Source organism: Mucilaginibacter pocheonensis, assembly GCF_031456535.1.
Taxonomy (GTDB): Bacteria; Bacteroidota; Bacteroidia; order Sphingobacteriales; family Sphingobacteriaceae; genus Mucilaginibacter; species Mucilaginibacter pocheonensis.
In genome coordinates, this window is the sequence record NZ_JAVDUU010000004.1 from 1060245 (window position 1) to 1083759 (window position 23515).

Annotated in this window: 22 protein-coding genes and 1 pseudogene; 8 read left to right on the forward strand and 15 right to left on the reverse strand. The window is 42.2% G+C overall.

The features are described 5' to 3' along the window. Window positions 1–158: 158 nt before the first annotated feature. From J2W55_RS22695 to J2W55_RS22730, 8 genes are all read right to left on the reverse strand, one after another. On the reverse strand, window positions 159–647 hold the full coding sequence (locus J2W55_RS22695) for a hypothetical protein (protein ID WP_310101618.1): 489 nt from the start codon (window positions 645–647) through the stop codon (window positions 159–161). A 321-nt stretch (window positions 648–968) separates the two neighbouring features. After that, complete coding sequence (locus J2W55_RS22700) at window positions 969–3017, reverse strand: glucosidase family protein (RefSeq protein ID WP_310101620.1); 2049 nt, start codon at window positions 3015–3017, stop codon at window positions 969–971. 34 nt (window positions 3018–3051) lie between these two features. Then, entirely contained in the window at window positions 3052–4509 is a 1458-nt protein-coding gene (locus J2W55_RS22705; protein WP_310101623.1) for a glucosidase family protein, read from the reverse strand. Window positions 4510–4566: 57 nt separating this feature from the next. After that, a complete protein-coding gene (locus tag J2W55_RS22710) occupies window positions 4567–6165 on the reverse strand; it encodes a solute:sodium symporter family transporter (protein ID WP_310101626.1) in 1599 nt (532 codons plus the stop codon). Window positions 6166–6186: 21 nt separating this feature from the next. After that, window positions 6187–7197: a winged helix-turn-helix domain-containing protein gene (locus J2W55_RS22715; RefSeq protein WP_310101629.1), complete on the reverse strand. Its 1011-nt coding sequence runs from the start codon at window positions 7195–7197 to the stop codon at window positions 6187–6189. 137 nt (window positions 7198–7334) lie between these two features. After that, entirely contained in the window at window positions 7335–8957 is a 1623-nt protein-coding gene (locus tag J2W55_RS22720; protein WP_310101632.1) for a RagB/SusD family nutrient uptake outer membrane protein, read from the reverse strand. A gap of 17 nt (window positions 8958–8974) precedes the next feature. Continuing rightward, window positions 8975–12085 carry a SusC/RagA family TonB-linked outer membrane protein gene (locus J2W55_RS22725; protein ID WP_310101634.1) on the reverse strand — a complete coding sequence of 1037 codons (3111 nt, stop codon included), beginning with the start codon at window positions 12083–12085 and terminating at the stop codon, window positions 8975–8977. Between the two features lie 602 nt (window positions 12086–12687). Then, window positions 12688–13113 carry a hypothetical protein gene (locus J2W55_RS22730; RefSeq protein WP_310101636.1) on the reverse strand — a complete coding sequence of 142 codons (426 nt, stop codon included), beginning with the start codon at window positions 13111–13113 and terminating at the stop codon, window positions 12688–12690. 153 nt (window positions 13114–13266) lie between these two features. On the opposite strand from J2W55_RS22730, the gene J2W55_RS22735 reads away from it, so the two are divergent. From J2W55_RS22735 to J2W55_RS22750, 4 genes are all read left to right on the forward strand, one after another. Further along, window positions 13267–13638: a winged helix-turn-helix transcriptional regulator gene (locus J2W55_RS22735; protein ID WP_310101639.1), complete on the forward strand. Its 372-nt coding sequence runs from the start codon at window positions 13267–13269 to the stop codon at window positions 13636–13638. 69 nt (window positions 13639–13707) lie between these two features. Then, window positions 13708–14526 carry a DUF6597 domain-containing transcriptional factor gene (locus J2W55_RS22740; RefSeq protein WP_310101642.1) on the forward strand — a complete coding sequence of 273 codons (819 nt, stop codon included), beginning with the start codon at window positions 13708–13710 and terminating at the stop codon, window positions 14524–14526. A gap of 65 nt (window positions 14527–14591) precedes the next feature. Continuing rightward, window positions 14592–15032 (forward strand): DUF6223 family protein, encoded by a 441-nt coding sequence (locus tag J2W55_RS22745; RefSeq protein ID WP_310101644.1) that lies wholly within the window; start codon window positions 14592–14594, stop codon window positions 15030–15032. 13 nt (window positions 15033–15045) lie between these two features. Continuing rightward, a complete protein-coding gene (locus tag J2W55_RS22750; protein WP_310101647.1) occupies window positions 15046–15423 on the forward strand; it encodes a VOC family protein in 378 nt (125 codons plus the stop codon). Window positions 15424–15747: 324 nt separating this feature from the next. Here J2W55_RS22750 and J2W55_RS22755 read toward each other — a convergent pair whose 3' ends face one another. The 5 genes from J2W55_RS22755 to J2W55_RS22775 all read right to left on the reverse strand — a co-directional run bounded on the left by J2W55_RS22755 (window position 15748) and on the right by J2W55_RS22775 (window position 20453). Beyond that, window positions 15748–17415 carry a carboxylesterase/lipase family protein gene (locus J2W55_RS22755; protein ID WP_310101651.1) on the reverse strand — a complete coding sequence of 556 codons (1668 nt, stop codon included), beginning with the start codon at window positions 17413–17415 and terminating at the stop codon, window positions 15748–15750. 110 nt (window positions 17416–17525) lie between these two features. Continuing rightward, window positions 17526–18023 carry a nuclear transport factor 2 family protein gene (locus J2W55_RS22760; RefSeq protein WP_310101654.1) on the reverse strand — a complete coding sequence of 166 codons (498 nt, stop codon included), beginning with the start codon at window positions 18021–18023 and terminating at the stop codon, window positions 17526–17528. A 119-nt stretch (window positions 18024–18142) separates the two neighbouring features. After that, window positions 18143–18721: a YceI family protein gene (locus J2W55_RS22765; RefSeq protein WP_310101659.1), complete on the reverse strand. Its 579-nt coding sequence runs from the start codon at window positions 18719–18721 to the stop codon at window positions 18143–18145. Between the two features lie 171 nt (window positions 18722–18892). Next, window positions 18893–19477 carry a Crp/Fnr family transcriptional regulator gene (locus J2W55_RS22770; protein ID WP_310101662.1) on the reverse strand — a complete coding sequence of 195 codons (585 nt, stop codon included), beginning with the start codon at window positions 19475–19477 and terminating at the stop codon, window positions 18893–18895. A 10-nt stretch (window positions 19478–19487) separates the two neighbouring features. Then, window positions 19488–20453 carry a carboxypeptidase-like regulatory domain-containing protein gene (locus J2W55_RS22775; RefSeq protein ID WP_310101666.1) on the reverse strand — a complete coding sequence of 322 codons (966 nt, stop codon included), beginning with the start codon at window positions 20451–20453 and terminating at the stop codon, window positions 19488–19490. A 673-nt stretch (window positions 20454–21126) separates the two neighbouring features. Here J2W55_RS22775 and J2W55_RS22780 point away from each other — a divergent pair. The 4 genes from J2W55_RS22780 (at window position 21127) to J2W55_RS22795 (ending at window position 22962) form a co-directional block, all read left to right on the forward strand. Next, on the forward strand, window positions 21127–21300 hold the full coding sequence (locus J2W55_RS22780) for a hypothetical protein (RefSeq protein ID WP_310101668.1): 174 nt from the start codon (window positions 21127–21129) through the stop codon (window positions 21298–21300). Window positions 21301–21302: 2 nt separating this feature from the next. Next, a complete protein-coding gene (locus J2W55_RS22785; protein WP_310101671.1) occupies window positions 21303–21689 on the forward strand; it encodes a glycine cleavage T C-terminal barrel domain-containing protein in 387 nt (128 codons plus the stop codon). A gap of 173 nt (window positions 21690–21862) precedes the next feature. Next, window positions 21863–22039, forward strand: a complete 177-nt coding sequence (locus J2W55_RS22790) for a BF3379 family histone-like protein (protein WP_310101674.1) — start codon at window positions 21863–21865, stop codon at window positions 22037–22039. Window positions 22040–22725: 686 nt separating this feature from the next. Then, window positions 22726–22962, forward strand: a complete 237-nt coding sequence (locus J2W55_RS22795) for a hypothetical protein (protein WP_310101676.1) — start codon at window positions 22726–22728, stop codon at window positions 22960–22962. Window positions 22963–23093: 131 nt separating this feature from the next. Here the strand turns inward: J2W55_RS22795 and J2W55_RS22800 are convergent. Together J2W55_RS22800 and J2W55_RS25835 are read right to left on the reverse strand one after the other, a co-directional pair. Further along, window positions 23094–23336: pseudogene (locus J2W55_RS22800) on the reverse strand (glycine cleavage system protein H); the annotation flags it as partial. Between the two features lie 8 nt (window positions 23337–23344). After that, window positions 23345–23512 carry a biotin/lipoyl attachment domain-containing protein gene (locus tag J2W55_RS25835; protein WP_374726379.1) on the reverse strand — a complete coding sequence of 56 codons (168 nt, stop codon included), beginning with the start codon at window positions 23510–23512 and terminating at the stop codon, window positions 23345–23347. Between the last annotated feature and the right edge of the window lie 3 nt (window positions 23513–23515).

Consider the following 23515-nt stretch of genomic DNA (forward strand, 5'->3'; position numbering starts at 1 on the left):
TAAATTCAAACGAACTAAGGTTGGAAAGCCCAGCTTTGCATTGGCTGAGCTTGGTTATTACTGCTTTGTTAAGCATAATCGTCCGAAGTCGGAGACATTCGGGCAGCGCACATTCCCTTACCCATACTGAAACTCTACGGACGGCGGGAAGGAGCGGGTTAATTTTTAATCACGTTCCAATCAATTACATCATGATTTTCAAAGTAATCAGCAACTGATTTAATATCATAAAGCTGAGGTTCCTCCTTTATCCCTATATTACTTAGATATTCGGAGTATTCTTGATGGGTGGCGAATCCTTTTTCTATTTGTTTATCAGGTATTATTACGTGCCACGACTGCTTAACATCAATACCATGAAGAATAGTATTAATATTATATAGATAGATAACGCCTCGTTTAACGGCCACTTTACTGATATTTGGTAAACCTGTATCTCCGTCTAAATTTATAAACCATCCAAACTCCTTGGACGTAATTACTGCCTCATAAGGCTTTATAAGAGGGATCCTTCCAGAATCCCATTCGCCTTTCTGCGTGTAGAATTTATCAACGTTGACTTTCTTGTCTGAAGTTCTCCAACAAGAACCTGATAATATTGATAAACTTATGATTAATAAAATTGAGATCAATGAGGTGTTTTTCATTCCTTTATTGTTCCATTCCAATTTGCTCTTACCTCATATCGCCCTTACCATCTAACCCACCAATCCAAATAGGTTTGAGTATACCATTTATCCCATTGTATACCGTCCCCGTACCTGTTTGATAATCCAAATCAAATGTATCATTCATTTGGTAATTTATCGTAATTGAGCCGTTAGACTCTTGAAAGTCTGCTGTCAAATTAGCGTCTCTGACAGATAGTTTAACTTCAGTATCTCCATTTGTGGAGAAGTTGACTGTACAAAAAGCAATCAACATAAGCTTTCTGTCAAACCTATCAAAACCTGATTTTATACACTTTCTTATACGGATATTTTTACCGTATCTCCATTTTTAACCACATACCGGTAACTACGGCCGTTACGTGTAATGGTAACTAACAGGTGACTCCCATCCTTTTTCTTTACCGCCAGATCGAAAACCGTACTGAACGCATGAATATTATCCAGGCTCATATGGTCCCAAGCCTCGGGTAAGCGGGGGGTGCAATAAAAGCTGTTGAAACTGGTGGGCCTCATCCCAAACAAACCTTCGGTAAAAATGCGGCAGTACAATCCACTCTCGGCCGAAAGATGGCGTTGGTTGCCTTCCGGGTAGGCTTCTACGGCATATGGAACATGCTCACCTAAAAGTCGCCGCTGTGAATAGTATTTGAGAAACCTTACAGCCTGTTCGGTTTCGCCCGCCTGTAATACACCACGAAGTGCGTATAAGGTTGATCGATCCCAAAATGTACCATTGCCGGCTTGGGTGGCCAGGCCATCGGCTGTCCATAGCTCGTGCGAAAACAGGGCATCTATCGTACCCCTGCTACGGTCATAGATACCCATGGTTAGCGGAACACAGATCCAGGAGCGCAACATGGTGTTGGTTTCATAATATTTATAAGTATGATAGCCGGCTATATCAGCCCCAAAGTATTTTTCAATAGCATCTTTAAGCGCCGCCGCTCGTTTTGTGTATTGTTTTATTTTATTTTTTGGCAGATGTAGTTGCTGAGCTAAAAAACTTGCGGAGATCAGGGCATCGTAATACAAACCGTTGGTAGATAAGTTGGCTTTACCCGATGGAAACCTGCCTTCCAGCTCATCACTTTGCGATTCTACCACACCTTGTTGATTGATGTGCCTGAGGTTATACTCCAGGCACCATGATATCAGCGGCCAAAGCTTTTTTGCAGAATCCGCATTTCCTAAAGTAAGTGCATAGCGGGATGCGCCGTAAGCTATCATGGCCTGGTCACCCCTATCACCGGCACCTTTCCAAACCGTATCACCTTCAGCCACGATAGAGCTTGGCAGAGGCCGATAATCGGGGTTCATATAACCGGCAAACAAGCGGTATGCGTTCATGGCCGATAGGTTGCCTATCCTATCGCCCGAAAAGGCAAAATAAGGATTAACATATTCAGCCTGATCGTTTGCCCAAATCGCGGCATAATATGATAGCCCGCCTGGGCCGTGCATGTAACCGCTCTTGGTTTTAAAAATGCTTTCGGTTGCCCTAATCTTTGCAAAGGCAAACATGGCGTTCAAAACACTATCGGGAGTTTTCAATTGTAATGGGACCAGGATTTCGTCAATACGATGTTGTCGCGCCTGCTCTTCAAGATCAGGCCTTACAGGTATTAACGATTGCGGATGATCAGTTGCCTGGTAGTTGATGGCAAACGTGTATGATTGGCCAGGCCGTAGTATTTTGCGACCGTCATTTACCGATTGCATAATAACGGTATGCGGCGCACCTTTACTTTTAAGGGTATCTGTCGTTACTTCGCGCTTTGAGTGCTCCATCACCACCGAAACCGGTTTATTGCTAACGTTAGTAAACTTATAAGTTTCAATGGCAACCGGTTTATCTGTTGATGGAAACAGGCTATGTTCAATTCTAACCTGTTTCAATCTATCCGATCGGTAAGCAATACGCATAAAACCATGCTGGTTAATACTTTTTGCCGATAAATTTATTCCGCCTTTTGCGGCATCGGGCCATAAGAGTTCATCATCAACGTACATTCGGGGCAGGGCATTGTCATCAAATGTATAGGCGATGTGGCTACGGGTATCATCAGGAAGCGTCCGGAATGTTGGGAAAACCACCGTGCGTGAAAGATGGCATAAACCCTCCGCATCTACATTATAAGCAATCCATAACGATACTTTTTCGCCCGACATTTCGATATGATCAGCATGTGGGAGACGACCGTTAATATTCCAGGTGATACTGCCGTCGGGTTGTAATGCCCACCTATTGTTCTGTTGCGGTAGAACCAATTGCTGCGCCGAAACTAAACGCAGTTGTACAAGAAAAAAGAATATAATTAAGCAATGTTTTCGCGAGCAAAAATTCATTAAATAGTAGTAGATATGGATGTAACTGACTTTATTATTTCACACTGATTTTAATATGCTGATTGGGTTTAACAGTAACCTCGGCAAAGGATATGTGTTTCCCCCAATTGTCGGTTACATGTTTAACAGGCACCGGCCTGCCATTGGCATAGGCCTGTTTATAAGTACCATAAAACATCGCTTTCCACATGATCTGTAATTTGCCAATATTGTTTAGCGAAGATTGTTGTGTACCCTGATGAACAACATTGATCATAGTACCGAGCAACGGCAAATTACTGATACCTGCGTCACCGTTACCGGTTGTTTTATAAATGGTAGTAATGCTTTGCGAACGGGCATTAGGCGTTATCCCCATCATGCCCTGTACAATGCCTTCAATTACACCAAATGACACTTCAGGATATTCCCGTCTTTCGGTATTTTTATCAGATAGATACAACAGGTAATCGCGGGCCTTATCCCAGGAGTTATTATTGTAAAATATTAATGGCAGATAGGATGTATTTTCAACATTCCAGGTTTTGGAGGCCAGGTGCGATAGCGTTTGTTTGATGCGCGTGGTATCCTTCAAGGCATCAAACCAAAGCAAAAAAGTCTCGCCTTCGTCCCTGCCGAATTTGCCATCCTTGCCGTAATAAGTGAAATACAAATTATCCTTGGTGTCCCACCAATCCGCCTCTAATCTGTGCCTATATTTTTCGGCTTTAAGGGCGTAGGCTTTGGCTTCGGCCAGTTTACCTTTGCTGGCTAATATGGCCGAGTAAGTTGATAATCCGCGGTAAAGCGCGGCCACCAGGTCGGCACCGGTTTTTAAATTAGGTACGCCTTCCGAGTAGGAAGGTAATCCCCTGCACCGGTGGAACGGATCACTTTCATTAAAAGGCACAGGCGCATTAGGATGCGCAGGCCTGTTCAACAAAGAATCCGACGATAGCACCCAGGCATTGATATAATCTTTAACCGTTTTTTCCTGGAAATTAGTAAATATCGGATCGTTAATATAATACTTATTACCAGTCCACAAATACATTCGCCAACTGGCATTTAGCACATCAAAATTAGCCGGGAGATTATACCAAAACTCGCGGTCGTTCCGGTAATCTTCGGGGGCAGGCTTACCTGCTTTATTCATCTCCCAGTATGAACACCAGTTTTTTGAAGCGGATATATTGCGGGCAAATAGCGTGAGCATGTTGTTATTTTCACGCTTTAAGCCAAGTATCTCCCCGCCTATGCTTTGGTGAGATACATCACGCATACAAAAAGCATCGCGCGGGGGCAGCGCCGATTCGTACCAGGGACCTGCCGGATCAGCGGGGTGTCCTTTATAGTGCAGAGCCATATCTTTGGCCCAGGCAAATGCCTGTTCTATTTTTTTATCAGATGAGGTAAATTTTACGTCCTGAGCAAAAGCCGGCAAATTGATAAATATGCACAGCATTACCGCGGCCGCCAAAAGCCTGTGAATTAAGGAAGATTGAAAATTCATAATTGGTCTATTCTGGTCTATTTTATAAAAATAGATAATTTTATTTACTGTTCAAACTTATTTTGCAAGTACAAGTGGAGAAAACACAATAAACATCAACACCATGATCAGCAATAATATACAACTGTAGATATGCCGGTTTTTCCATGGCTTAATATCAACCCGGGTATTGATCTGCAGTTGATAGGGCTCTGCCATAGGATAAAGCTTACCGATAAACAGCATCAGCCCACAGGTTATCACAAATAGTATAGCAAGGATATGCAAAAAATGAATATGCAGATCGAACACCGTTTGTGTAAGGGCGTAGGTTATAATAAAAAAAGCCAGGCCTATAGCTGCTGCCCTGGCCGGTACTCTTTTGGTAACCAGCCCCATAAACATGATGGTAAAAATGGGTACGTTAAAAAAGCCGTTTACCATTTGTACATAGGTATAAAAGCCATTTTTAACAAAAATGATAAAAGGCGCTATGAACATGGCCAGCAGGCAAATCACTATCTCAAATAATCGCGCCGTCCGGATCAGGTGCTTTTCATTGGCTATTCCGCCGCGCTTTTCCGTCCAGGGTTTATAGATATTTAATATAAACAGTGTACTTGAGCTATTGAGACCAGCATTAAAAGTAGTGAGGGCGGCACCAAAAACAATGGCCGCGATATAACCTGCTATAAAAGGCGGCGATACAAGACTATCCAATTTAGGAAATACTTCGGCTGTATTATCTAAATGCGTAAAAACATGCACAGCTATCAGGCCGGGCAAGTTTAGCAATAACGGCGAGATTAGCTTACCCAAACAGGCTACCGCTATACCCTTCTGGCTGCTTTTTAAATCGCGCGAGGCCAAAACCTGTTGAACTATATATTGCTCCGTACCCCAGTAATACAGGTTTACAAGCAGCATGCCGGTGAACAAGGTGCCGAATGGGATTGGATCGGCAGCAGTACCAATGCTGTTTAAATGCTCACGGTGGTTATTCAGCAAAATATGCAGCCCCTGCATCATATTGCCCTCCCCCAGGTACCGTAAACCCAAAAATGGTAACAAAAGTCCCCCGGCAAATATGCCAAAGCCGAGCAGGGTATCTGAGGTAGATATCGCCTTCAATCCCCCTAACAATGAATACAGACAGCCGATTGTTCCCATTATCCAGATCAGAATCCAGATGGTTGTCCAGTAATCTGTTTTCCAAACATCAGAAAAATGGAACAGACCATTAAAAGCAACCGCACCACTATATAAAACCGATGGTAAAAGGTTAATAATATAACTTACCAGGAATATGCAGGAAACCAGCTTTCCAATGCCTGCGCCGTAACGGGCGGTAAGATAATCGGGAGTGGTTGAAATACCCAGCTTAAGATACATGGGCATCAAAAACTCCGATACCAGCAGCATAGCCAGCACCGATGTCATGCCCCAGGCCATTACAGACATATTGTGGGTGTAGGCCAGCTCGTTTTCGCCTATAATAGTGGCTGTATTGATATTAGTAAACAGCAGACCTCCGCCAACCAATAAAAACCCCAGGTTCCTATCGGCAAAAAAGAAACCATTAAGTGTGTTGAGCTTGTTTTTACGGGATTTATACCAGGATAACAGGCCAACTACAGCTGTAAAAAAAAGAAAACTGGTTAGTATAATCCAATTCACCCCGCCCTGTTTTTGGTAAAATTAAAGTGTGCTCCGTTCAAATAAAATGGTTGGCATCGTTAAGCTGATCTTTTCTTTGTTGACGATAGCCCGCCCGGCCAGTGTGCCCATACGGGCAAAATCGGCCGAAAAGGTAGTAACGCCGATGATCTCTTTGGCCGGCTCATCATTGCTTGATAGTACACCTACATCTTCACCGGGAATAAGTTGCATGCTTTTACAATCGCGCATAATTTGCCATAAAGCAAAGTTGTCTAAAGTAAAATAAACTTTCCCCTTTTCAACCGAACCATGGGTATACTCTTTAATGATACGGCCTTTGATGTTAAAATCCTTCAGGAATTTCTTAAACGATGTCACGATCTCTTTCGGATCGAGCGAGGCCGGCGAATGATAAAATATAATCTCATTAAACTTTTTGATCTTAGGGGCCAGTTCGGCGAGGATACGGTATGAAGATTGGCCAAACTCCTGGGTAATGTGGTTAAAATCGCCGTCCATAGGTTCATACCTGTCAAACATCAGGAATTTATTTGGTGGGATAGCTCCCAGCAATTCTTTTGTTTTTGGATGAGGGATAGGCGCTATTACATACATGCCATATTTTCCCTTGATCTGGTTAAGAATGGTTTCGAAGATCTCGATATCACCATGGTGAAAGTAAGGGTTCAACCGGATATTAGGACCAAGCTCATGACGGAAATTGCGGTAAAACTGCTCTTCAAAACTATCCAGGTTATACATTAACAGGGCTACATTCAGTGTCTGTTCCGCGTTACTGTTGGCCACAAAATAGCCATGCCTGTTTTTGGATTCAACAATGCCCCTGCTAATCAGTTCCCGGTAGGCTTTAATGATCGTCTCCCTCGAAAACCCCAACTCCTTAATCAACTTGTTTACAGATGGCAGCATCTCGTCCTGACCTATAACCTTCTCGTTAATAGCATTGATGATGCCCTGCACAAACCTATCGTGTTTGGAATAGGAAGGAATATCCGTAAGCTTTTTGATCTCCTGAAAAATTTTATCCATTGTACCAGTACATTTCAGCCAAAGTAAGAAAAAAGGCGACAAACCCGTTGCTCTTTTTCGCCATTACCAATCGGCCTATAATGCCGATCGGATAAAACATGTTTGGCAGCCTCTGCTGCCAAACATGTGTATTTTAATTAATACCCAGGATTTTGTTTTAGATTTTTATTCAAATCTATCTCTGTTTGAGGTATTGGGAATAAGTAGTTTTTAGCGGCATTAAATACACGCGGTGTTCCTACTTTAATAGTAGTGCCCGGCGTAAGGGTCAGCGCGCCATTAGTTTGGCTCACGCTACCTTGCAAACTGCCGGTAACCTGCCCGTTCATTACCTGCTGACCAATTTGCCATCGCTGGATATCAAACCACCTCAAACCTTCAACTGCCAGCTCAACCCGACGTTCACGGCGTAATAAGGTACGTAAACTTGCCTGGTCGTTATATTTGGCCTGATCAACAGCAGGCATATTTACGTCAGGACGTTTTCGTACCGAGTTAATATCATCATATACCGTAGCATCGATTTTATTGCTTTCGATCTTGGCCTCGGCATCCATCAATTTAATTTCGGCAAAGCGAATCAGGATTACATTCATGCCAACCTGGTCCATATTCGGGAAGTCGGCAATTACCGGCGTATATTTCCTTAAACCATAAGCAGATGGACTACAATTGTTATCGCCCCAATGATCGATAGTTTTAGGGCTGCCTGACAGCGGATCATAGTACTGCCCGTAAGGCAATCTGCTGCTATATTGCGCACCCGGATAAAAAACGGTTGCGCTTAACCTCGGATCGCGGTTTTTATAAGGTTGTGTTGGATCATATCCCGATGCAGGATCATCAATGGTTTTACCATTGCTTGTTTCATAAGCATCTACCAGGCTTTGGGTTGGCGCTATGGAGTTATAGCCTCCCAACGAGTTGATGGTCATGTTCCTGGCCCATCCAAAGTTATTATCGCTCGCTTTAAATTGAACATCCAGTATCACTTCCTGGTTGTCAGCAAAAGGCTGGCGGAACAGATTAACATAGCTTGGATAAATGCTATAGATAAACGGCGGCGCCATCAACGCCTGGCAATCGGCAATACACTCGGTGTACATTTTATTAAAAAGCTCAATCCTGGCTTTTAAAGCAATGGCAGCGCCACGGGTTACACGGCCAATATCACCACCTGAATAGCTAACCGGCAGATCGGGCGCAATGGCAGTAAGTTCTTTAAGTATATAGGCTACAACATCAGCCTTGGTTGCCTGTACCGCTTTATTGGCCTCATCGGGCGAAACATTGTGCTCAACCAGCGGAACTGCGCCATATAATTGGCTAAGCGTAAAATACTCGTAAGCTCTTAAAAAACGGGCCTCGGCAATAAACCTGGCCTTTAATGTGGCATCCATATTGGTGCCGCCAACGTTATCCAAAAACCAGTTACAGGTTTGGATACATTTATAATTCCATTTAGAGTATCCCGTATTGGTTGGGGTTGCTATCCCCGCCGAAAGCGACAGCCAATTTTCCCAGGGGAACTGATCGAAAGTGTTATCAGAGTTATTATCGGCAAAAACTCCGTAGTAGCCGTTGTTGCTGCCTCCCCATTTAGAGTAGCAGCCATTTAAAGCAGCAAGGGCGTCGTTGGATGATTTCCAGAGTACAGTATTGGTGTACGAATCTAATGGTGCTCTGTCCAGGAAAGCCTTTCTGCATCCCGAGGCGGCCACCGAACCTAATATAATTGCGGTTATGAATAATTTTTTCATTGACATTTTTTTAATAATTAAAATGATACCTCGATACCAAGGGTATTAGTTTTTAACTGCGGATAAGAGCCGTACGCGTTGTTACCGGCGCTGGTTTCAGGATCAACCCATTTATAAAAACTGGTGAACGTGAGGATATTCTGCCCGCTGTAATAAACCCTCACTCCTTTCACGCCTATTCGCTGCAGTGGTTTGCCTGGAATGTTATAGCTTACCAATAAATTTTTGAGCCTTAAATAAGAAGCATTCCTAACCCAAAAAGATGATACAAAGCTTTGCGGATTATTTTGCGAATACGTTGACCATAACCTTGGGAAAGTAGCCGAAGTATTTTCAGGAGTCCAGGCATCGAGCAATGCCTTAGTTGGATTGCCGATGTTAGGCTGTTGCAATGAACCTAACTCGAAGCCCTGAACATAGTTTTTAACACCCAAAGCTCCCTGGAAAAAGGCACTTACATTAAAACCATGCCAGCCTGCGCCAAGTGTAAAACCAAATGTTGTTTTTGGGAAAGGCGTACCCAGGTATACACGGTCGTTACCATCAATAACACCATCGGGTGTGCCGTTAGGCCCGCTGATATCTTTGTACATCAAATCGCCTGGACCAATAACACCACCGCTTTGTTTAGCATGTTGGGCTACTTGTTGTTGTGTCTGAAAAATACCTTCAACCTGGTAACCGTAAAAGGCTTTGATAGGCTCGCCAACAACCAGTCCGCTCGAGATAGAGCCGGTACCGGCCAGATCAGTTATTTTATTGGCAATGAATGACGCGTTTACCGCTATGTTGTACGAAACACTACCGATTTTATCGCGGTACGCGGCAGCAAACTCCCAGCCTTTGTTACGTACCGAGCCTGCGTTTTGGTAAGGTGTGGTAAAACCATAAACATTGCTGGCCGGCAGTTGCAGCAGGATATCGTTGGTGTTTTTAACAAAGTAATCGGCTGTGAAACTCAATTTGCTGTTCAGCAGTTCCATATCGAAGCCAACGTCGGTAGTGGTCGATTTTTCCCAGGTGATCAGGGGATTAGCGCCATTATTAAGTGCGATACCCGGTGCCAGGGTTTGGTTAAATGAATAATTTTGCCCGCTCGAAATAACGGAGATCGCAGGGTAAGGGCTAACTATATTCAGTGCGCCCATGCTCGCCAAAGTTTGGCTGCCGTTATTAGGATTTACCAAAGTTTGGTTACCCAATTTACCCCATGAAGCTCTTAGCTTAAGCAGGGGAATAGTATTGGATAAAGATTCGAAAAACGATTCTTTCGAGATGTTCCAACCCGCCGAAAAAGAAGGGAATACGCCCCATTGCTGCCCCCTGGCAAAACGCGATGAACCATCGTCACGAATGTTAGCTTCCAGCAAATACTTATCATCGTACGAATACCTTACGCGACCAAAATATGACAACAAAGCTAATTGACTGGCTGTACCGGCATTTTGCTGACCTAAGGATGGCGCCGCGTCAATTTGTGACAATGAACCATTTAAAAAATTTTGCCTGTAGGCATACAGGTACTGGTAATTGGTAAGTTCCTGCGAAGCGCCCGCTAATGCATTGATACTATGTTTACCAAAAGTCCTGTCGTACTCCAGCAAACCCTGCAGGTTGTAGTAGCTGTTAACCACATTAGCATTAGCCAGTGAGCTTTGGCTAATGGTAGTAAGTATCGATGAAGGATTTTTCGGATCATAGTAAACATCCGCCGGTTTAAATTCCTGCGCGGGGTTCGCATTGTACCTGTATGCAAATGATGGCTTGAAATGCAAACCCTTAAGCGGTTCCCAAACGGCACCTACATTACCTGTAAAAAGCGTATTTTGATTATTGTTATACCCCGGCGAATTAAGCCAGGCAATAGGGTTACCAAACGACAGGTAGTTATAAACTCCGTTTTTATACTGGTTTACCACTGTGCTGCTCATGGCGGCCGTTGTACCTATAATACCGCCGATATCGCCACCACCCAAACCATCAGGCGCTTCAGTTGGCGCGTATAAAAACGATAAGTTGGCGTTAACACTAAAGTTTTTTGTTAAGGCCGAATTGATATTCATACGGGTAGAATATCTTTTGAAATTTGATTTCGCGATAATACCATCCTGCTGAAAATAACCGAGTGAAAAGGCGTACTGAGTTTTCTCATCTCCCCCGCTGATATTGACAGCATGATTTTGCTGAAAGCCGCTCCCTTTGTAAAGGAAACCTTGCCAGTCGGTATTTGGGTGAGTGTCAGGGTCAGTTTGATTTTTAAACTTGGTGATGTCGTCGGCTGTCCAGTAAGGAGTTTGTCCTTCGTTGGCCAGAGCCTGATTGTAAAGGGTAGCCGCCTGCCACGATGGTAAAAAATCGGGCAGGTTCGATGGTTTCTGTTTACCAAAATAACCATTATAGTTTACCTGCATTTTGCCGCTTTTACCACGTTTGGTAGTGATCAGTATCACGCCATTAGCAGCTCTCGATCCGTAAATTGACGCTGATGCCGCATCCTTCAATACTGAAACAGACTGCACATCATTCGGGTTCACATCTGATAAACTACCGATGATCCCATCAACTACCACCATCGGATCGCTGTTGTTTAACGTTCCGATACCGCGGATATTAATGTTACCCGAAGTGCCTGGCTGTCCACCGGTTGTGGTAACAGTAACGCCGGCCATGGTGCCCTGTAAAGCGTCATTAAGATTGGTAACGGGCCTGTCTTGCAGCTCTTTTGAGCCGATTGAAGCTACCGAACCGGTTAGGTTAGCTTTTTTTTGCGTACCGTAGGCCACCACAACAACCTCATTCAGGTCTTTTGTTTTTTTATCCGGGACCATGATTACGTTACCGTCCCAGTTGGCGGTGACTTTTACCGTTTGTTTTTCATAACCGATAAAAGAAAATAAAAGCATGGCATTTTGGGGCGCACTGAGCTTATAAGCCCCATCAGTATTTGTAACGGTGCCTTGCGAAGTGCCCACAAGGCTTACACTTACCGAGGGCATAGGTATCCCCTGCTCATCCTTCACGAGCCCCGAAATTGATTTAAGCTGCTGGGAAAAAGCTTGTTGAATACTGCATAACATGCCACAGCAAAACATAACAAGCCCCAGTGTTTTAGGTACTTTTCTTTTCATAATTGATTTTGATTTAATTGGTCTATTCTGGTCTATTATGTTATAAAAGTAAAAACTTTTTAGATACTGTCAAACTTTTTTTAAATAATTTGACGTGGGGTGATAATGTTGGAAGATAGCTGTTGTTTCTGACGCCGATACGCCTGTTAAATTGGAAACAGATACACGGCGTTAACCAGAAAGTTCAGGAAGGATATAACGCTTTACAGCTTTATTAACCACTATAACATTGACCGAACACTGCCGTTGAGGAACTTTTTTAAACGTCCCATATGCCTAAGAATGTAGCCCGTCGGCGCATCTAAGGGATGTAGCTGAACAAAATCATGGAACAAAATTAGAACCTTTAAGCATTCGGCCGATAGCAAAAAAGGCCATTTTAAACCCGAGAATGTTGCATCGGTTATTTGATGATCCGCCCGTTGCAGGGCAAGGATATTTAGTAGGGATGCTTTTTCCTGAAAAACTGAGCTATTCTGAAGGAGATTTCAAACCACAAAAATGAACAAAGCAATAAAGAAAGTATCATTGGAACTTTATGCTTCATGTTAAATCGTTTTAAAAACAGAAAACTGCGTAACACAATTATTTTTATTAAATCATTAACGGTCTTTTGTTTGCGTCATCCGTTTGGTTAAATGGATAAAATACACGGTGAGCACAACCGCAACTATTCCTTGCATCATGCCCGTTATTTCAAAAAAGATATCGTCGGGCATTTCATACATTCCCGGGGGAAAAAGCTTGCTCATGCTATTTTTTGACACACCGCCAAAAAAAAGGATATTTTTTAGGATATGGTTGTATATACCTTCAAACAAGCCGATCAGAATAATCGGGACTAATAAGGTAATCGTCCAATATATCCAAAATGAGTAACGATTACCGCTATTGCCATTTCGACTAAGTAACCAGTTTAAATATAATGTAATGATAATTACCGGGACGCTTAACAGCAGTACGTGCAAACGCCATTGCGTATGGTATATTATCGCGCCGTATATGTGATGTACCGAGGTTAGTGTCATTAGTATAATACTGTAAAAGGTTACCTTTCTTTGTTCCTGATTTGATATGCCCAACATAAAATATCTTATTTTTGTGAAAGCAAAACTAAGCTGTACCTATAACGCAATCAAGAAGTTACCAAACGGTAACTATTAACTTTTTTCAAAGGGATTATGGAGGCAAAAGAATATGATACTTATAGTTGTCCGGTTGGTAAAACCATCGAGTTGATAAGCGGCAGGTGGAAACCCATCATTCTTTATCTTGTTCAGCATGATATTAATAGATTTGGTTTGCTGCAAAAGCGGATGCCAAAGATCAGCAGAAAGGTACTAACGGAACAATTGAGAGAGATGGAAAATCAAGGCCTTATTGAGCGGGAAATCAGAGTAAGCAGCTATCCGCAAGAAGTCTTCTACTTTTTAACTGAAAAAGGATCCTCGTTACGCGGACTGATCGATCAGATTTTTAATTGGGGTATCGTTAATTTATTAGATGATCCTTCGCGTAAACGAGCTATGGATCTAGTTATTGATCACAACTAACTCCTGAGTACATCTCCGGGACAGTTTGCGAAGGTTAGGCGAGTTGGCAAATGACTTAAACAACTAAAAATGAACTTTAAAATCATTCAACCTCCACTACAACTTACTGACCATGTGCGGTTCTTTTGGTTTTTAGAGGGTAACGCTTCAATAGATAACCCATTTGTGCATCACGCGTTTGCCTATTCGTGTCCTGAACTTATTTTTTGCTACAAAGGTCAATTCAAATACATGTCTGAGTCTGAAAAGGAACAAACATTATCTCCCGGGATTTATGGACAGACGCAGACCTTTAGCAAGGTAGCCTCCAACGCAGATTTCGGAATTTTTGCCTGTTATTTATATCCTCAAGCTTTTATGCAACTATTTGGCATCCCGGCAAATGAGCTAACAAACCACTATGCAGATATGAAAATGCTCTGCGGTAATGACGGCGAAATTCTTCAAGAAAAAATAATGTTGGCTCCGGACAATAACGAACGGGTTAAACTTGTATCTAACTTTTTGGAAGCGCGGCTGAAGAACATTCATACCGAATACTCAAAGACCCTTTCATTCATCAAGATGATTTCCGGGACACAGCCAATAACTTCCGTAAAAACTTTAGCCGATGATCACTTTCTATCATTAAGACAGTTTGAGAGAAGATTTAAGGAACTTTCCGGTTTCAATCCCAAATTGTTTTTGCGGATTATGAGGTTTAACTCACTCCTAAATAAACCTTTTCAAAATAAACCATTGGTTCAAATAGCATACGATTATGGCTATTATGATCAATCGCACTTCATCCACGATTTTCAAAAATTTTCTGGTTATAGTCCGAAAGACTATTTCAAACCAGAAACGATCGCGGCTACTGACCGGGGCACAATTGAGTTTAAAAAATAAAATGTCGCTTTTTTACAATTTCCATGGTTTCCTGAAAGATAGTTTTACATCAAAACAAGGTTCATATGAAAAACTATATTCTTTATATCTTATCGGTCTGCATTATAAGTGGCTTATCGTTTTTGCCAACTGAAAAAGCATTTTCACAAACAAGTCAAAAAGGGGAAAACACTTCCTATGTAAAAGGTGTAACCCCTGGACGGGCTAAAGCGCTCGTTGGCGTTGCTGCGGGACTAGGAAGCTTAATCATTGGATTGTCTGCAAGGAGACGCTCGATTAAACAGATTGGGCCAGGTAAAGGGAAAAATGGAGCCATGATTGCTTTAACATTAGGGTTGACTGGAGTTATCCTTGGCATACTTCACCTCAGTAATTCTGTTGGCGCTGTTTTCGGATCTGGCAGCGGAAAAGCCGGAGCGATTTTTGCGCTGATACTCAGCCTGGCTGGAATAACGTTTAGCTGGCTGGTTCTTCGTTATAGAAAAGTAAACACTAATCTCAACTGATAAAATTTTTCTTATGGATACCAATAACGTAAATATCCGGTACATCGTAGAAAATGTTGACAGCGCAGTTGACTTTTACACGAAATACCTTGGTTTTACACTGATGACAAATGCCGCTCCTGCGTTTGCAGCAGTAACCAAAGGAAACGCAAGATTATTATTAAGTTCGAGGACGAGTTCTGCCGGGAGAGCGATGCCTGACGGATCACTACCTGTTCCTGGCGGATGGAATCGTTTTCAACTTATTTTTGACGATTTGGAAGCTGAAGTGGCTAAACTTAAATCGGAGGGATTGCACTTTCGTAATGATATCATTACCGGTCCCGGCGGCTCTCAAATATTGCTTATCGATCCATCGGGAAATTTGATCGAATTATTCCAGCCAAAATAGAAGCCAATGTTCCACCTGAAAAAAGGATGATAAAGTGGTTGCCTATGGCACCTATACAGGCACCTATAAAAATACTGGCAAACCATTTGAAGCCAGGGTAGCCCATGTATGGAAATTGAAAGATGGGAAGTTATAACCTTTGAACAGTTTGTGGATAGCAAGATAGTGAATGATGCGATGAACTGAGATTAAATTGATAAGGCGTACTGAAAACGTGATCCGCCGTAGGTTAGTTATTATCTTAGCGTTTTTGGTGAAGAATTGACTGAGGTGTTAGATGTAACGGTCGCCTGGGGCGATTGGAAAGCCAAACGCATCATGCGTTCACCTTGAATTAAGCGGGTGATAGCTAATTCGCCCGATAGACCGCCACATAGCCAGTTCCTCTTTAAACCTGTCATTGATTACTTCGCAAGTTGTATCAATGCGCATGGTTGGCCTGTCGTTCAAGTTATAGGCAGGCCATTCGGGAACATCCTTGGCGGCAGGTTTGCCGGTCCGGGCAAAGGTCGTCCACAGTTCCGCCATATGATGTGATGCAACAAAGCGCTCAGGCTTGCTTCCGCTCAAAAAACCGGGCTTTGCCCCCGGCACTTCGTTATTGAATTTGAATGTAATGTCCATGGCATGCGGCGTACCAAAAGGATAATCCGTATCAGGGATTTTCGCTTCCGATTTATAGCCAAAGTTATACAGGTATACAGGCGCGCCGTGCTGCTCCGCTTTTCTTTCTGCGATGGCTATCGTTCCAAGCCCCATCATATTAATTGATTTTACAGCCATCCAAATATCACTTGCCGAAGCGTTCGGCCGGGTTCGCCTGTAGGTCTCAATTATTTTTTTCGTATCAGCGCCAAACTCCGGTTCAAATTTTGCTTGCAATGCCTCAAATGTAAAATCGCTTTTCAGCGGGCCTACATCGCGTGAATACATGGCAAAAAATGCCCATTCATCTTCATTCCAGCCGGTCATCAGCGGCTTATCTTTTGATATCTCCGGCGCAAACGGATCGAAAGGATCGTGGGGCAGTGCAACACCATCTACTACCGGTGCAAAATTGTTAGGAACGAAACCAACAACGCCGTGTTTGCGGATGTAGTCGCTGTTGGCCATAAGTCGGGGAACTTTATTTTGAACATCAATCAGATCCTTAACGGGGACATCAAGGATTTTTTTCCAGTCTTTCAGATCGATGTTGAGTTCCTGGAATACCAGCTTGGTCATTTCCATTGCCGCTTCTTTTGGCAGCATCCTAAGCCCCGGCCCGCTTTCGATAGAGGCTTTATTAAAATAGGGCGCCGCTGCCGGCATAGCATATAAACAGCTTGTTTTTGCGCCACCGCCTGATTCTCCAAAAATCATCACATTGCCGGGATCTCCACCAAAAGCTGCAATATTCTTTTTCACCCATTTTAAGCCATCAACAATATCCAGGAGGCCATTATTACCAGAACCCGCATATTCCGGGCCTGCAATATCTTCCAAATACAGAAAAGCCATTAACCCCAGCCGGTGGTTTGTTTCTACAACTACTACATCAAAGAGTTTTGCCAGGTTTGTACCATCCTGGCCCGGTGCCGCGCCCGAGCCGTTTGCAAAACCGCCGCCGTGATTATAAACCATTACCGGCCGCTTTTTGCCATCATTAGCAGGTGTCCAGATATTAAGAAACAAGCAATCTTCTCTTGAAGAGGGGTTGAAAGTGTCACCCTGAATAGCCGGCGGCCCAAACTCCAATGCATCCCTGACACCCTGCCATGGCTCCAGTTTGGCAGGCCTTTTAAACCGCCTGTCGCCCGAGAGCCTTCCGGCGTAAGGAACGCCCTTAAATAAACAAACCCCATCCTTTCTGATCCCCCTGAGCTTGCCCTCAACGGCTTCGGCTATTACGAATTCATCATCAGCCTGAACTGAAGACCTCGCAAATTTAGGAAGGGTAATAGCCGCGGTAATAACTGACAACTGCACTAAGAATTTCCTTCTGTTTGACACGTACATAATTTAGTATTAAATGATTTTGAACAGATGTTATTCAGTTCCCTGATCCGTCCGCCTGTAATTTCACTATCTGTATTTTCCGCGGCTAAACCGGCAGAACAATATTAATTCTTTGTTTTTTGCGCCCCATCCCAATGTTCCGCCAGTTTGCCGTTTTCAATCCTAAACATGTCACACCATGTTGTAGTATAGGTCTTCGTGCTGTCGGTTGGTTCCGGCAATTTCGCAGCAAAACTTATTACCACCAGGTCGCCCTCGGCTACAATAGCGACAACAGGCGCTTTTATGGTATCCACAATTGGCCTGGGTTTTGCAAATTTTGAAAATAATTCAACAAATCCTTTTCGTCCTGTGGGAACATTTGGGTTATGTTGCATATAGCTTTCGGCAAGATATTTATCTGCTAATTCAAGATGGCCAGCTTCCAACACTTCCCGCCAGCAATCGTACACCAGTTTTTTATTGGCCGCAAGTTTAGGGTCGCCGCTTTGTAACAAGGATTTTTGATTTGCAAGCGGTATCACGGGTAATTGAGCAAAAGCCCGGTTAGTGACAAGAGTGGCTAATACAACTGCAATGGCAATGATGTATTTGTTCATCATATTGTAATTTAAGAAAAATGGCAACCAAGAGCGCATTGTTTTTAATAGATAATAGGCCTGATTCCGTGATTTGCGCGCATCATGTTGACCCATGAATCTAAGTTGCATGACCGGAACTGTCAATTAGCTTTTGCAAACTCTCCGTCGGCTTCAATTTCAACCTCGTCGCTTACAAGTACGTTGGGAGTGCCCGAACCAATATCAAAGTCTGAACGCTTTAATGTACCCCTCAATTTGAAACCGGCATCGTTTTTTTTGCTATTTGGGTTCTCTTTTGTGCCACGATACCAAAGATCCACTGTTACAGGTTTTGTAACGCCATGCATGGTAAGGTTGCCGGTAAGCTTATACTTGTTTGCTCCGTCTGCCTTTATTGATGAACTTTTGAAAATGATAGCCGGATATTTCGCGGCATCAAAAAAGTTAGCACTTCTCAGATCATTATCACGCATTTCAACTTCCGTGTTGATTGAAGACACGTCTGCTGAAAGCTCAAAAACGGCATCGCTGAAATCGGGTTTGGCTGCTGTTATGGTCACATCAAATTTTTTGAACAAACCATCTACATCCGAAAGCAAATGATGGGTAACAGTAAACTTAAGCCTGGAATGCATTTTATCATTTTTCCAGGTGGTGGTTTGGGCAAATAATGAGGTTTGTAAAAGCAGCATCGCCGCAAACGGTAATAATTTCTTCATGTTTTAATAATGGGTTTCTTTAGTTAAACGAATACCTCGGCGCTGACATACCTGCATTTCAATGCTTAATTTGACGACTGGAAGTTTCAGTGTAAAAATAGAGGGAAATTAATTCCAATATCTTGACATGAATCAAGAAATAATATTGATTTCAATCAATGAATCAATGCGTTAGTCTTTTTTTACAAAGATTTTTTTTCTAACACGGCTTAGCGTTTCAGGTGTCGACCCGAGATACGAAGCGATCATGTGTTGTGGTACTCGCTGCGTAATATCAGGGTATATACTTAAGAGTTTGGTGTATCTTTCTTCGATCGACAACATGAATATGTCTGTTAATCTTTTTTGCAGCGACATATAGGCACCGCGATACTGCATATAATTAAACTTGTAAAATCCGGGAACAGCGGTTTCCAGATATACATGTGCAGTTTTGCTTATCAATATCAATTCAGAATCTTCTACTGCCTCAATATTCAGATTGGAAATATCTTCCATTATAAAACTGTTTAGATCGGAAATAAACCAACCCTCTGGTGCAAATTGTATAATGTGTTCATTATTTTTTTTGTCCACCAGATAAGAGCGGAGCATACCTTTACATACAAAGGCAACCGATTTACAAACTTCTCCTTCCTGCAACAGATATTGATGTTTTCTCAGCCTCTTTACACTAACATGCTGCCTGAAAATTGCTTTGTCAGCTTCTGTCAGCGTTATCGTCTTTGATAGTTTATTAAAAAAATTGTCGAGCATGATTAGAGCACTAATTTAGCTTTTTTGCCGCATGGTTACCAAACTGGGACCTAGGTTTTCTGAAAACCATATCAGTCCAATCAGGCGATTTGTAAGTGCCGTCAATCCAGGGCCTTATATCGGCATAAGAAAATTGCGGAGTTACGTTGCGCACAAAGTTATTGGCAAAATCGCGCTTAATCTTCTCGTTAGTAAGCATCATGAAATCTACAGCACCTACGCCTTCGGGCATTCCCAAAAAAGTCTGGATAGCATCATTTACCGAATAGTTGATATTGAGCTTCCCATTTTTTGAACCTTTTTTTGTAGTGATCAATATCGCGCCGCCCGCCGCACGCATACCGTATATAGAAGCCGCAGCATCTTTTAGTACCGAAATGCTTTCAATTTCATTCGGGTCCATACGGCCAATAGTTGACTGGTCGCCGCCAATTACACCATCAATTACAATTAACGGAGCTCCCTGGTACCCCCTGATATTTAAATTATTAGCGTAAGTGCCCGGTTCGGCGGTTGTTTGAACTATACATACCCCCGGTATCTTACCGGTTAACATTTTCACTACGCTTTCATTTTTGGTAGTGGTGATCTCTTTGCTTTGCAGTGTTGCCACAGAGCCTGTTATGGTTGCCCTTTTTTGTACACCGTAACCTACAACTACTACCTCGTCAAGACTTTTATTCGTGGTCTTTAAAGCTATGGTACCATCCTCAATGTCTTTAACAACAATTTCCTGAGTTACATAACCGATATATGACAGTTGTAAAACGGTGTTGGGTCCAGGTACACTAAGCTTGAACTTTCCGTCAGCATCGGTAATGACGCCGGTTGAGGTTCCTTTAATTTTTACACTTACCCCCGGAAGTGTGGCCCCATCGGTTAAGTCTATAACTTTTCCGCCGATGGTGGTTTGCTGTGCAAGCAAACTTAACGGGAAAAGAAAGAAAATGATAAGTAAGTATCTAAGTTTTTTCATATTGATTCTCTGTAATGATTAAGTTTTTATTGGTTTTTGGTTTACCTTTTTCGGGCAAATGGCAGTGTACTACATTTGCATACCTACGGCGGGTAAAGGTGATAGCGATACATAATTTGTTGGTTTATAAGATACACTGGCCGGTTGCCAATGGGACGGAAACAGATAGTGTATCGGGTTTATAATTTTATACGAATCAAGAGTTGGCGATTAATAAAAAATAAATAATTGATTAATTTTTGCCATTAATAACATTTTATCGCAATCGATTGTTGAATTTTTACATCAATTGTATTGTTTTCATTATCAGCATATTAATTATGCATGATTAGGAAGCTAATGAGAGTCCGAAGCAGGAAGAACTGGCGGCTGGTATTGCGGAAAAGATTAATAATGGCGATATATTCTAGGCTGTTCATCCAATAACTGACCCACAGTTACGTTTTGGCGACTAAACAATAGAGATTATCTTTTGCAGCAGTTTTCATCGAAACATCAATGTCTTATAGGGAATCTTTATAAAGCGCTTGGTAAATCAAAAATCAGACATAATTCAAGCGTTGTTTTACCGATTCAAATCTCGTAACAAAACTCTCAAAATCTATCTCTACATTCCCGACAATGTCTACATAGAAGTGATTTTCATATTTATTATTAAATGGGCGCGCAATTCGTGAAGCGGATCGCAGGCGCCTGGTATACAAGAACCAACCCCGTAGAAATTATTTCCAAGCTGGAGACGTATTATCTTTATACGGATCGCAGCCAGGTTGCCTTTGCCCAGGGAACGGGCAGAGACAAAGACATACAGCAGGAGGTAGTACCTCACGGGACACCCTCCGATTAGAAATGGGTTATTGTTTGTATGGCAACGATATTGACGATCATGCCACGCCTTTGGAAGCCTGGCTGGGCTGGATAACCAAATTCAATAAAGATTTTAACGGCAAAGCGATTTTACAAGAGCAAAAAAAAATCGGAACGAAACTGAAATTAGCTGGGATCCGGATGACAGCGAGGGGTATCCCACGCCTCGGTTACCGCGTCCTGAACCTGGATGGTGAACCTATAGGAACGATTACCTCAGGTACCCAATCTTCGACATTAAAAACGAGGATCGCTTTAGGTTATGTTGCTATTGATGCTACAGCATCCGGAACAGTGGTGTTGATAGATATCCGGGGCAGTTGTTGGAAGCCTGTGTCTGCCGGCTCCCCGTTGTGCAAAGCCAAATAAAATAGTCATTCATTCAACCCCGTATTTTGTTGATGGCAATATTGGCCCGAATGATAAAAAGGGAGGTCAATGCTTGTCCGAAAAACTGTTTATACTAAAAAATCTTAATTTTAGATGTTTGTTTTCAAAAAGGAGCGAAGAACAAACATCATTCATTTACTTAATAAAAACATATGGAAAAATTCAAATCGGTAAAAGACCTGGTGGCTTCTGCAGAAAGCGACGTGGTCAGCTTTTACGAAAAAGGCAACAAAGCTGCGGGAACCCGGCTTAGAAATGCCATGCAACAATTAAAAGTTATTGCAACTGATATTCGTAAAGAAGTCACAGAAAAGAAAAACAATCAATAATAGTTTAAAAATTGTTTTGGGAAAAAGCCAGGTCAGAACTGACCTGGCTTATTTTATGATAGTGGTTCAAGTGCTTAACAGGTAGCACAACCTGATAAATATCAGTATCAGGGCTGATATTTTATTCCCGTAGCGGCTGAACTTTAAAGTACTTTTGACTATCGGGAGACCGAAACCATTGAAAGGAAATAAGGAGAACCGGATATCAAAACACCTGATGAGTTTATCAAAAAAAGGAAGTAGCATCAAGGATCAATTCTTTATAGGGTATGATCTGCATAAAGCCGGGTTTATTTTTGATCATCCCCTTATAGCCTGTAATTTTAATTTAGATTGTTATGCGGGATCGCTGCTGACTTTGTAAAAGTATCCGCTTCCAGGGCTGTGATAAGCATAGCTAAAGATCAAGTTATGGTCGAATTACATAAGCTTTTACCATCGGTTAGGGTGAATGATTTTATTGTGGTTTTGTCACTCAATAAAAAAGGAATTATAGCCGGTAAAATAACTTATAGAGAAAGTTATCTGTTTAATGAGTTATTTGATGAGTCCTTTTAACAAACAATCGCATCAATCACAAAGCCATATGGTCAACGGGCATTCACGATAAATATTTGTGTTGGGGATCTGGTATCCGTTATTTCTCATTTATATACCCAGTGATTCAACTCTATTTCTATTTAACTATGATCGAATTTCCTTTACGTGTAAATTATAATCAGCAAGACTATATCTATTATATTATCTCCGCTCCGAGTAAAAAGAATCTTGCCATTGAAATTCTTTTAGATGGTAAAAGTTATACACTTATCCTGAATGAAGATAAATTGTGGATGGAAGTAGGTCTGGAAGAGAACAGATCACTTGAACCGGGATTGATACTGACGATAAGCAGGGCTATAACCTTGCGCTACCATATCTAAGACCAAGCATCAATACCGGGTTACCGCCAATGATTACTTCAGTGTCTTGGCCAAGCCCCGAAATAGGATAAGTTCTTTGGCTTTAATTGCTAATGTGTCAGTAAATTGTGTTATCCTATTGATGAAGTTTCTTATACATTTATCTTCGTTTTATTCAACTGCCAGATGAGGGTCTTATATTCATCAGCTATCAGTAACTGCTTTTCATGGTCAGATATGGCTGGTTCTATTTTAACGAGCCAGGCATGATAAGGCTCATTGTTCACTAATCCAGATTTTTTGAGTATCTCAGGATTGATCTCCACAATAATCCCTGTTATTGGCATGAACAGGTCCAATACTGTTTTGGCTCCTTCAATGCTGCCTATAAACCGCTCTTTTTCTACCGTTTATTCAAATAAGGGATAGTAACAACAATAATGTCCGCTAGTTCCTTTCGCGCAAAATCCGTTATGCCCATAAAAGCATATTGTGCTTCAAAACGGATCCATTGATGGCCCGTTGTATAGTTTAGTTGTTCAGGATAATTCATATTTCGCTGTCGATGCATTTG

Excerpts from the sequence above, each read along its gene's own strand:
- J2W55_RS22695 (WP_310101618.1), bottom strand. The coding sequence starts at position 647 with ATGAAAAACACCTCATTGATCTCAATTTTATTAATCATAAGTTTATCA.
- J2W55_RS22700 (WP_310101620.1), bottom strand. The coding sequence starts at position 3,017 with ATGAATTTTTGCTCGCGAAAACATTGCTTAATTATATTCTTTTTTCTT.
- J2W55_RS22705 (WP_310101623.1), bottom strand. The coding sequence starts at position 4,509 with ATGAATTTTCAATCTTCCTTAATTCACAGGCTTTTGGCGGCCGCGGTA.
- J2W55_RS22715 (WP_310101629.1), bottom strand. The coding sequence starts at position 7,197 with ATGGATAAAATTTTTCAGGAGATCAAAAAGCTTACGGATATTCCTTCC.
- J2W55_RS22720 (WP_310101632.1), bottom strand. The coding sequence starts at position 8,957 with ATGAAAAAATTATTCATAACCGCAATTATATTAGGTTCGGTGGCCGCC.
- J2W55_RS22725 (WP_310101634.1), bottom strand. The coding sequence starts at position 12,085 with ATGAAAAGAAAAGTACCTAAAACACTGGGGCTTGTTATGTTTTGCTGT.
- J2W55_RS22730 (WP_310101636.1), bottom strand. The coding sequence starts at position 13,113 with ATGACACTAACCTCGGTACATCACATATACGGCGCGATAATATACCAT.
- J2W55_RS22735 (WP_310101639.1), top strand. The coding sequence starts at position 13,267 with ATGGAGGCAAAAGAATATGATACTTATAGTTGTCCGGTTGGTAAAACC.
- J2W55_RS22740 (WP_310101642.1), top strand. The coding sequence starts at position 13,708 with ATGAACTTTAAAATCATTCAACCTCCACTACAACTTACTGACCATGTG.
- J2W55_RS22745 (WP_310101644.1), top strand. The coding sequence starts at position 14,592 with ATGAAAAACTATATTCTTTATATCTTATCGGTCTGCATTATAAGTGGC.
- J2W55_RS22750 (WP_310101647.1), top strand. The coding sequence starts at position 15,046 with ATGGATACCAATAACGTAAATATCCGGTACATCGTAGAAAATGTTGAC.
- J2W55_RS22760 (WP_310101654.1), bottom strand. The coding sequence starts at position 18,023 with ATGATGAACAAATACATCATTGCCATTGCAGTTGTATTAGCCACTCTT.
- J2W55_RS22765 (WP_310101659.1), bottom strand. The coding sequence starts at position 18,721 with ATGAAGAAATTATTACCGTTTGCGGCGATGCTGCTTTTACAAACCTCA.
- J2W55_RS22770 (WP_310101662.1), bottom strand. The coding sequence starts at position 19,477 with ATGCTCGACAATTTTTTTAATAAACTATCAAAGACGATAACGCTGACA.
- J2W55_RS22775 (WP_310101666.1), bottom strand. The coding sequence starts at position 20,453 with ATGAAAAAACTTAGATACTTACTTATCATTTTCTTTCTTTTCCCGTTA.
- J2W55_RS22785 (WP_310101671.1), top strand. The coding sequence starts at position 21,303 with ATGGGTTATTGTTTGTATGGCAACGATATTGACGATCATGCCACGCCT.
- J2W55_RS22790 (WP_310101674.1), top strand. The coding sequence starts at position 21,863 with ATGGAAAAATTCAAATCGGTAAAAGACCTGGTGGCTTCTGCAGAAAGC.
- J2W55_RS22795 (WP_310101676.1), top strand. The coding sequence starts at position 22,726 with ATGATCGAATTTCCTTTACGTGTAAATTATAATCAGCAAGACTATATC.
- J2W55_RS25835 (WP_374726379.1), bottom strand. The coding sequence starts at position 23,512 with ATGCATCGACAGCGAAATATGAATTATCCTGAACAACTAAACTATACA.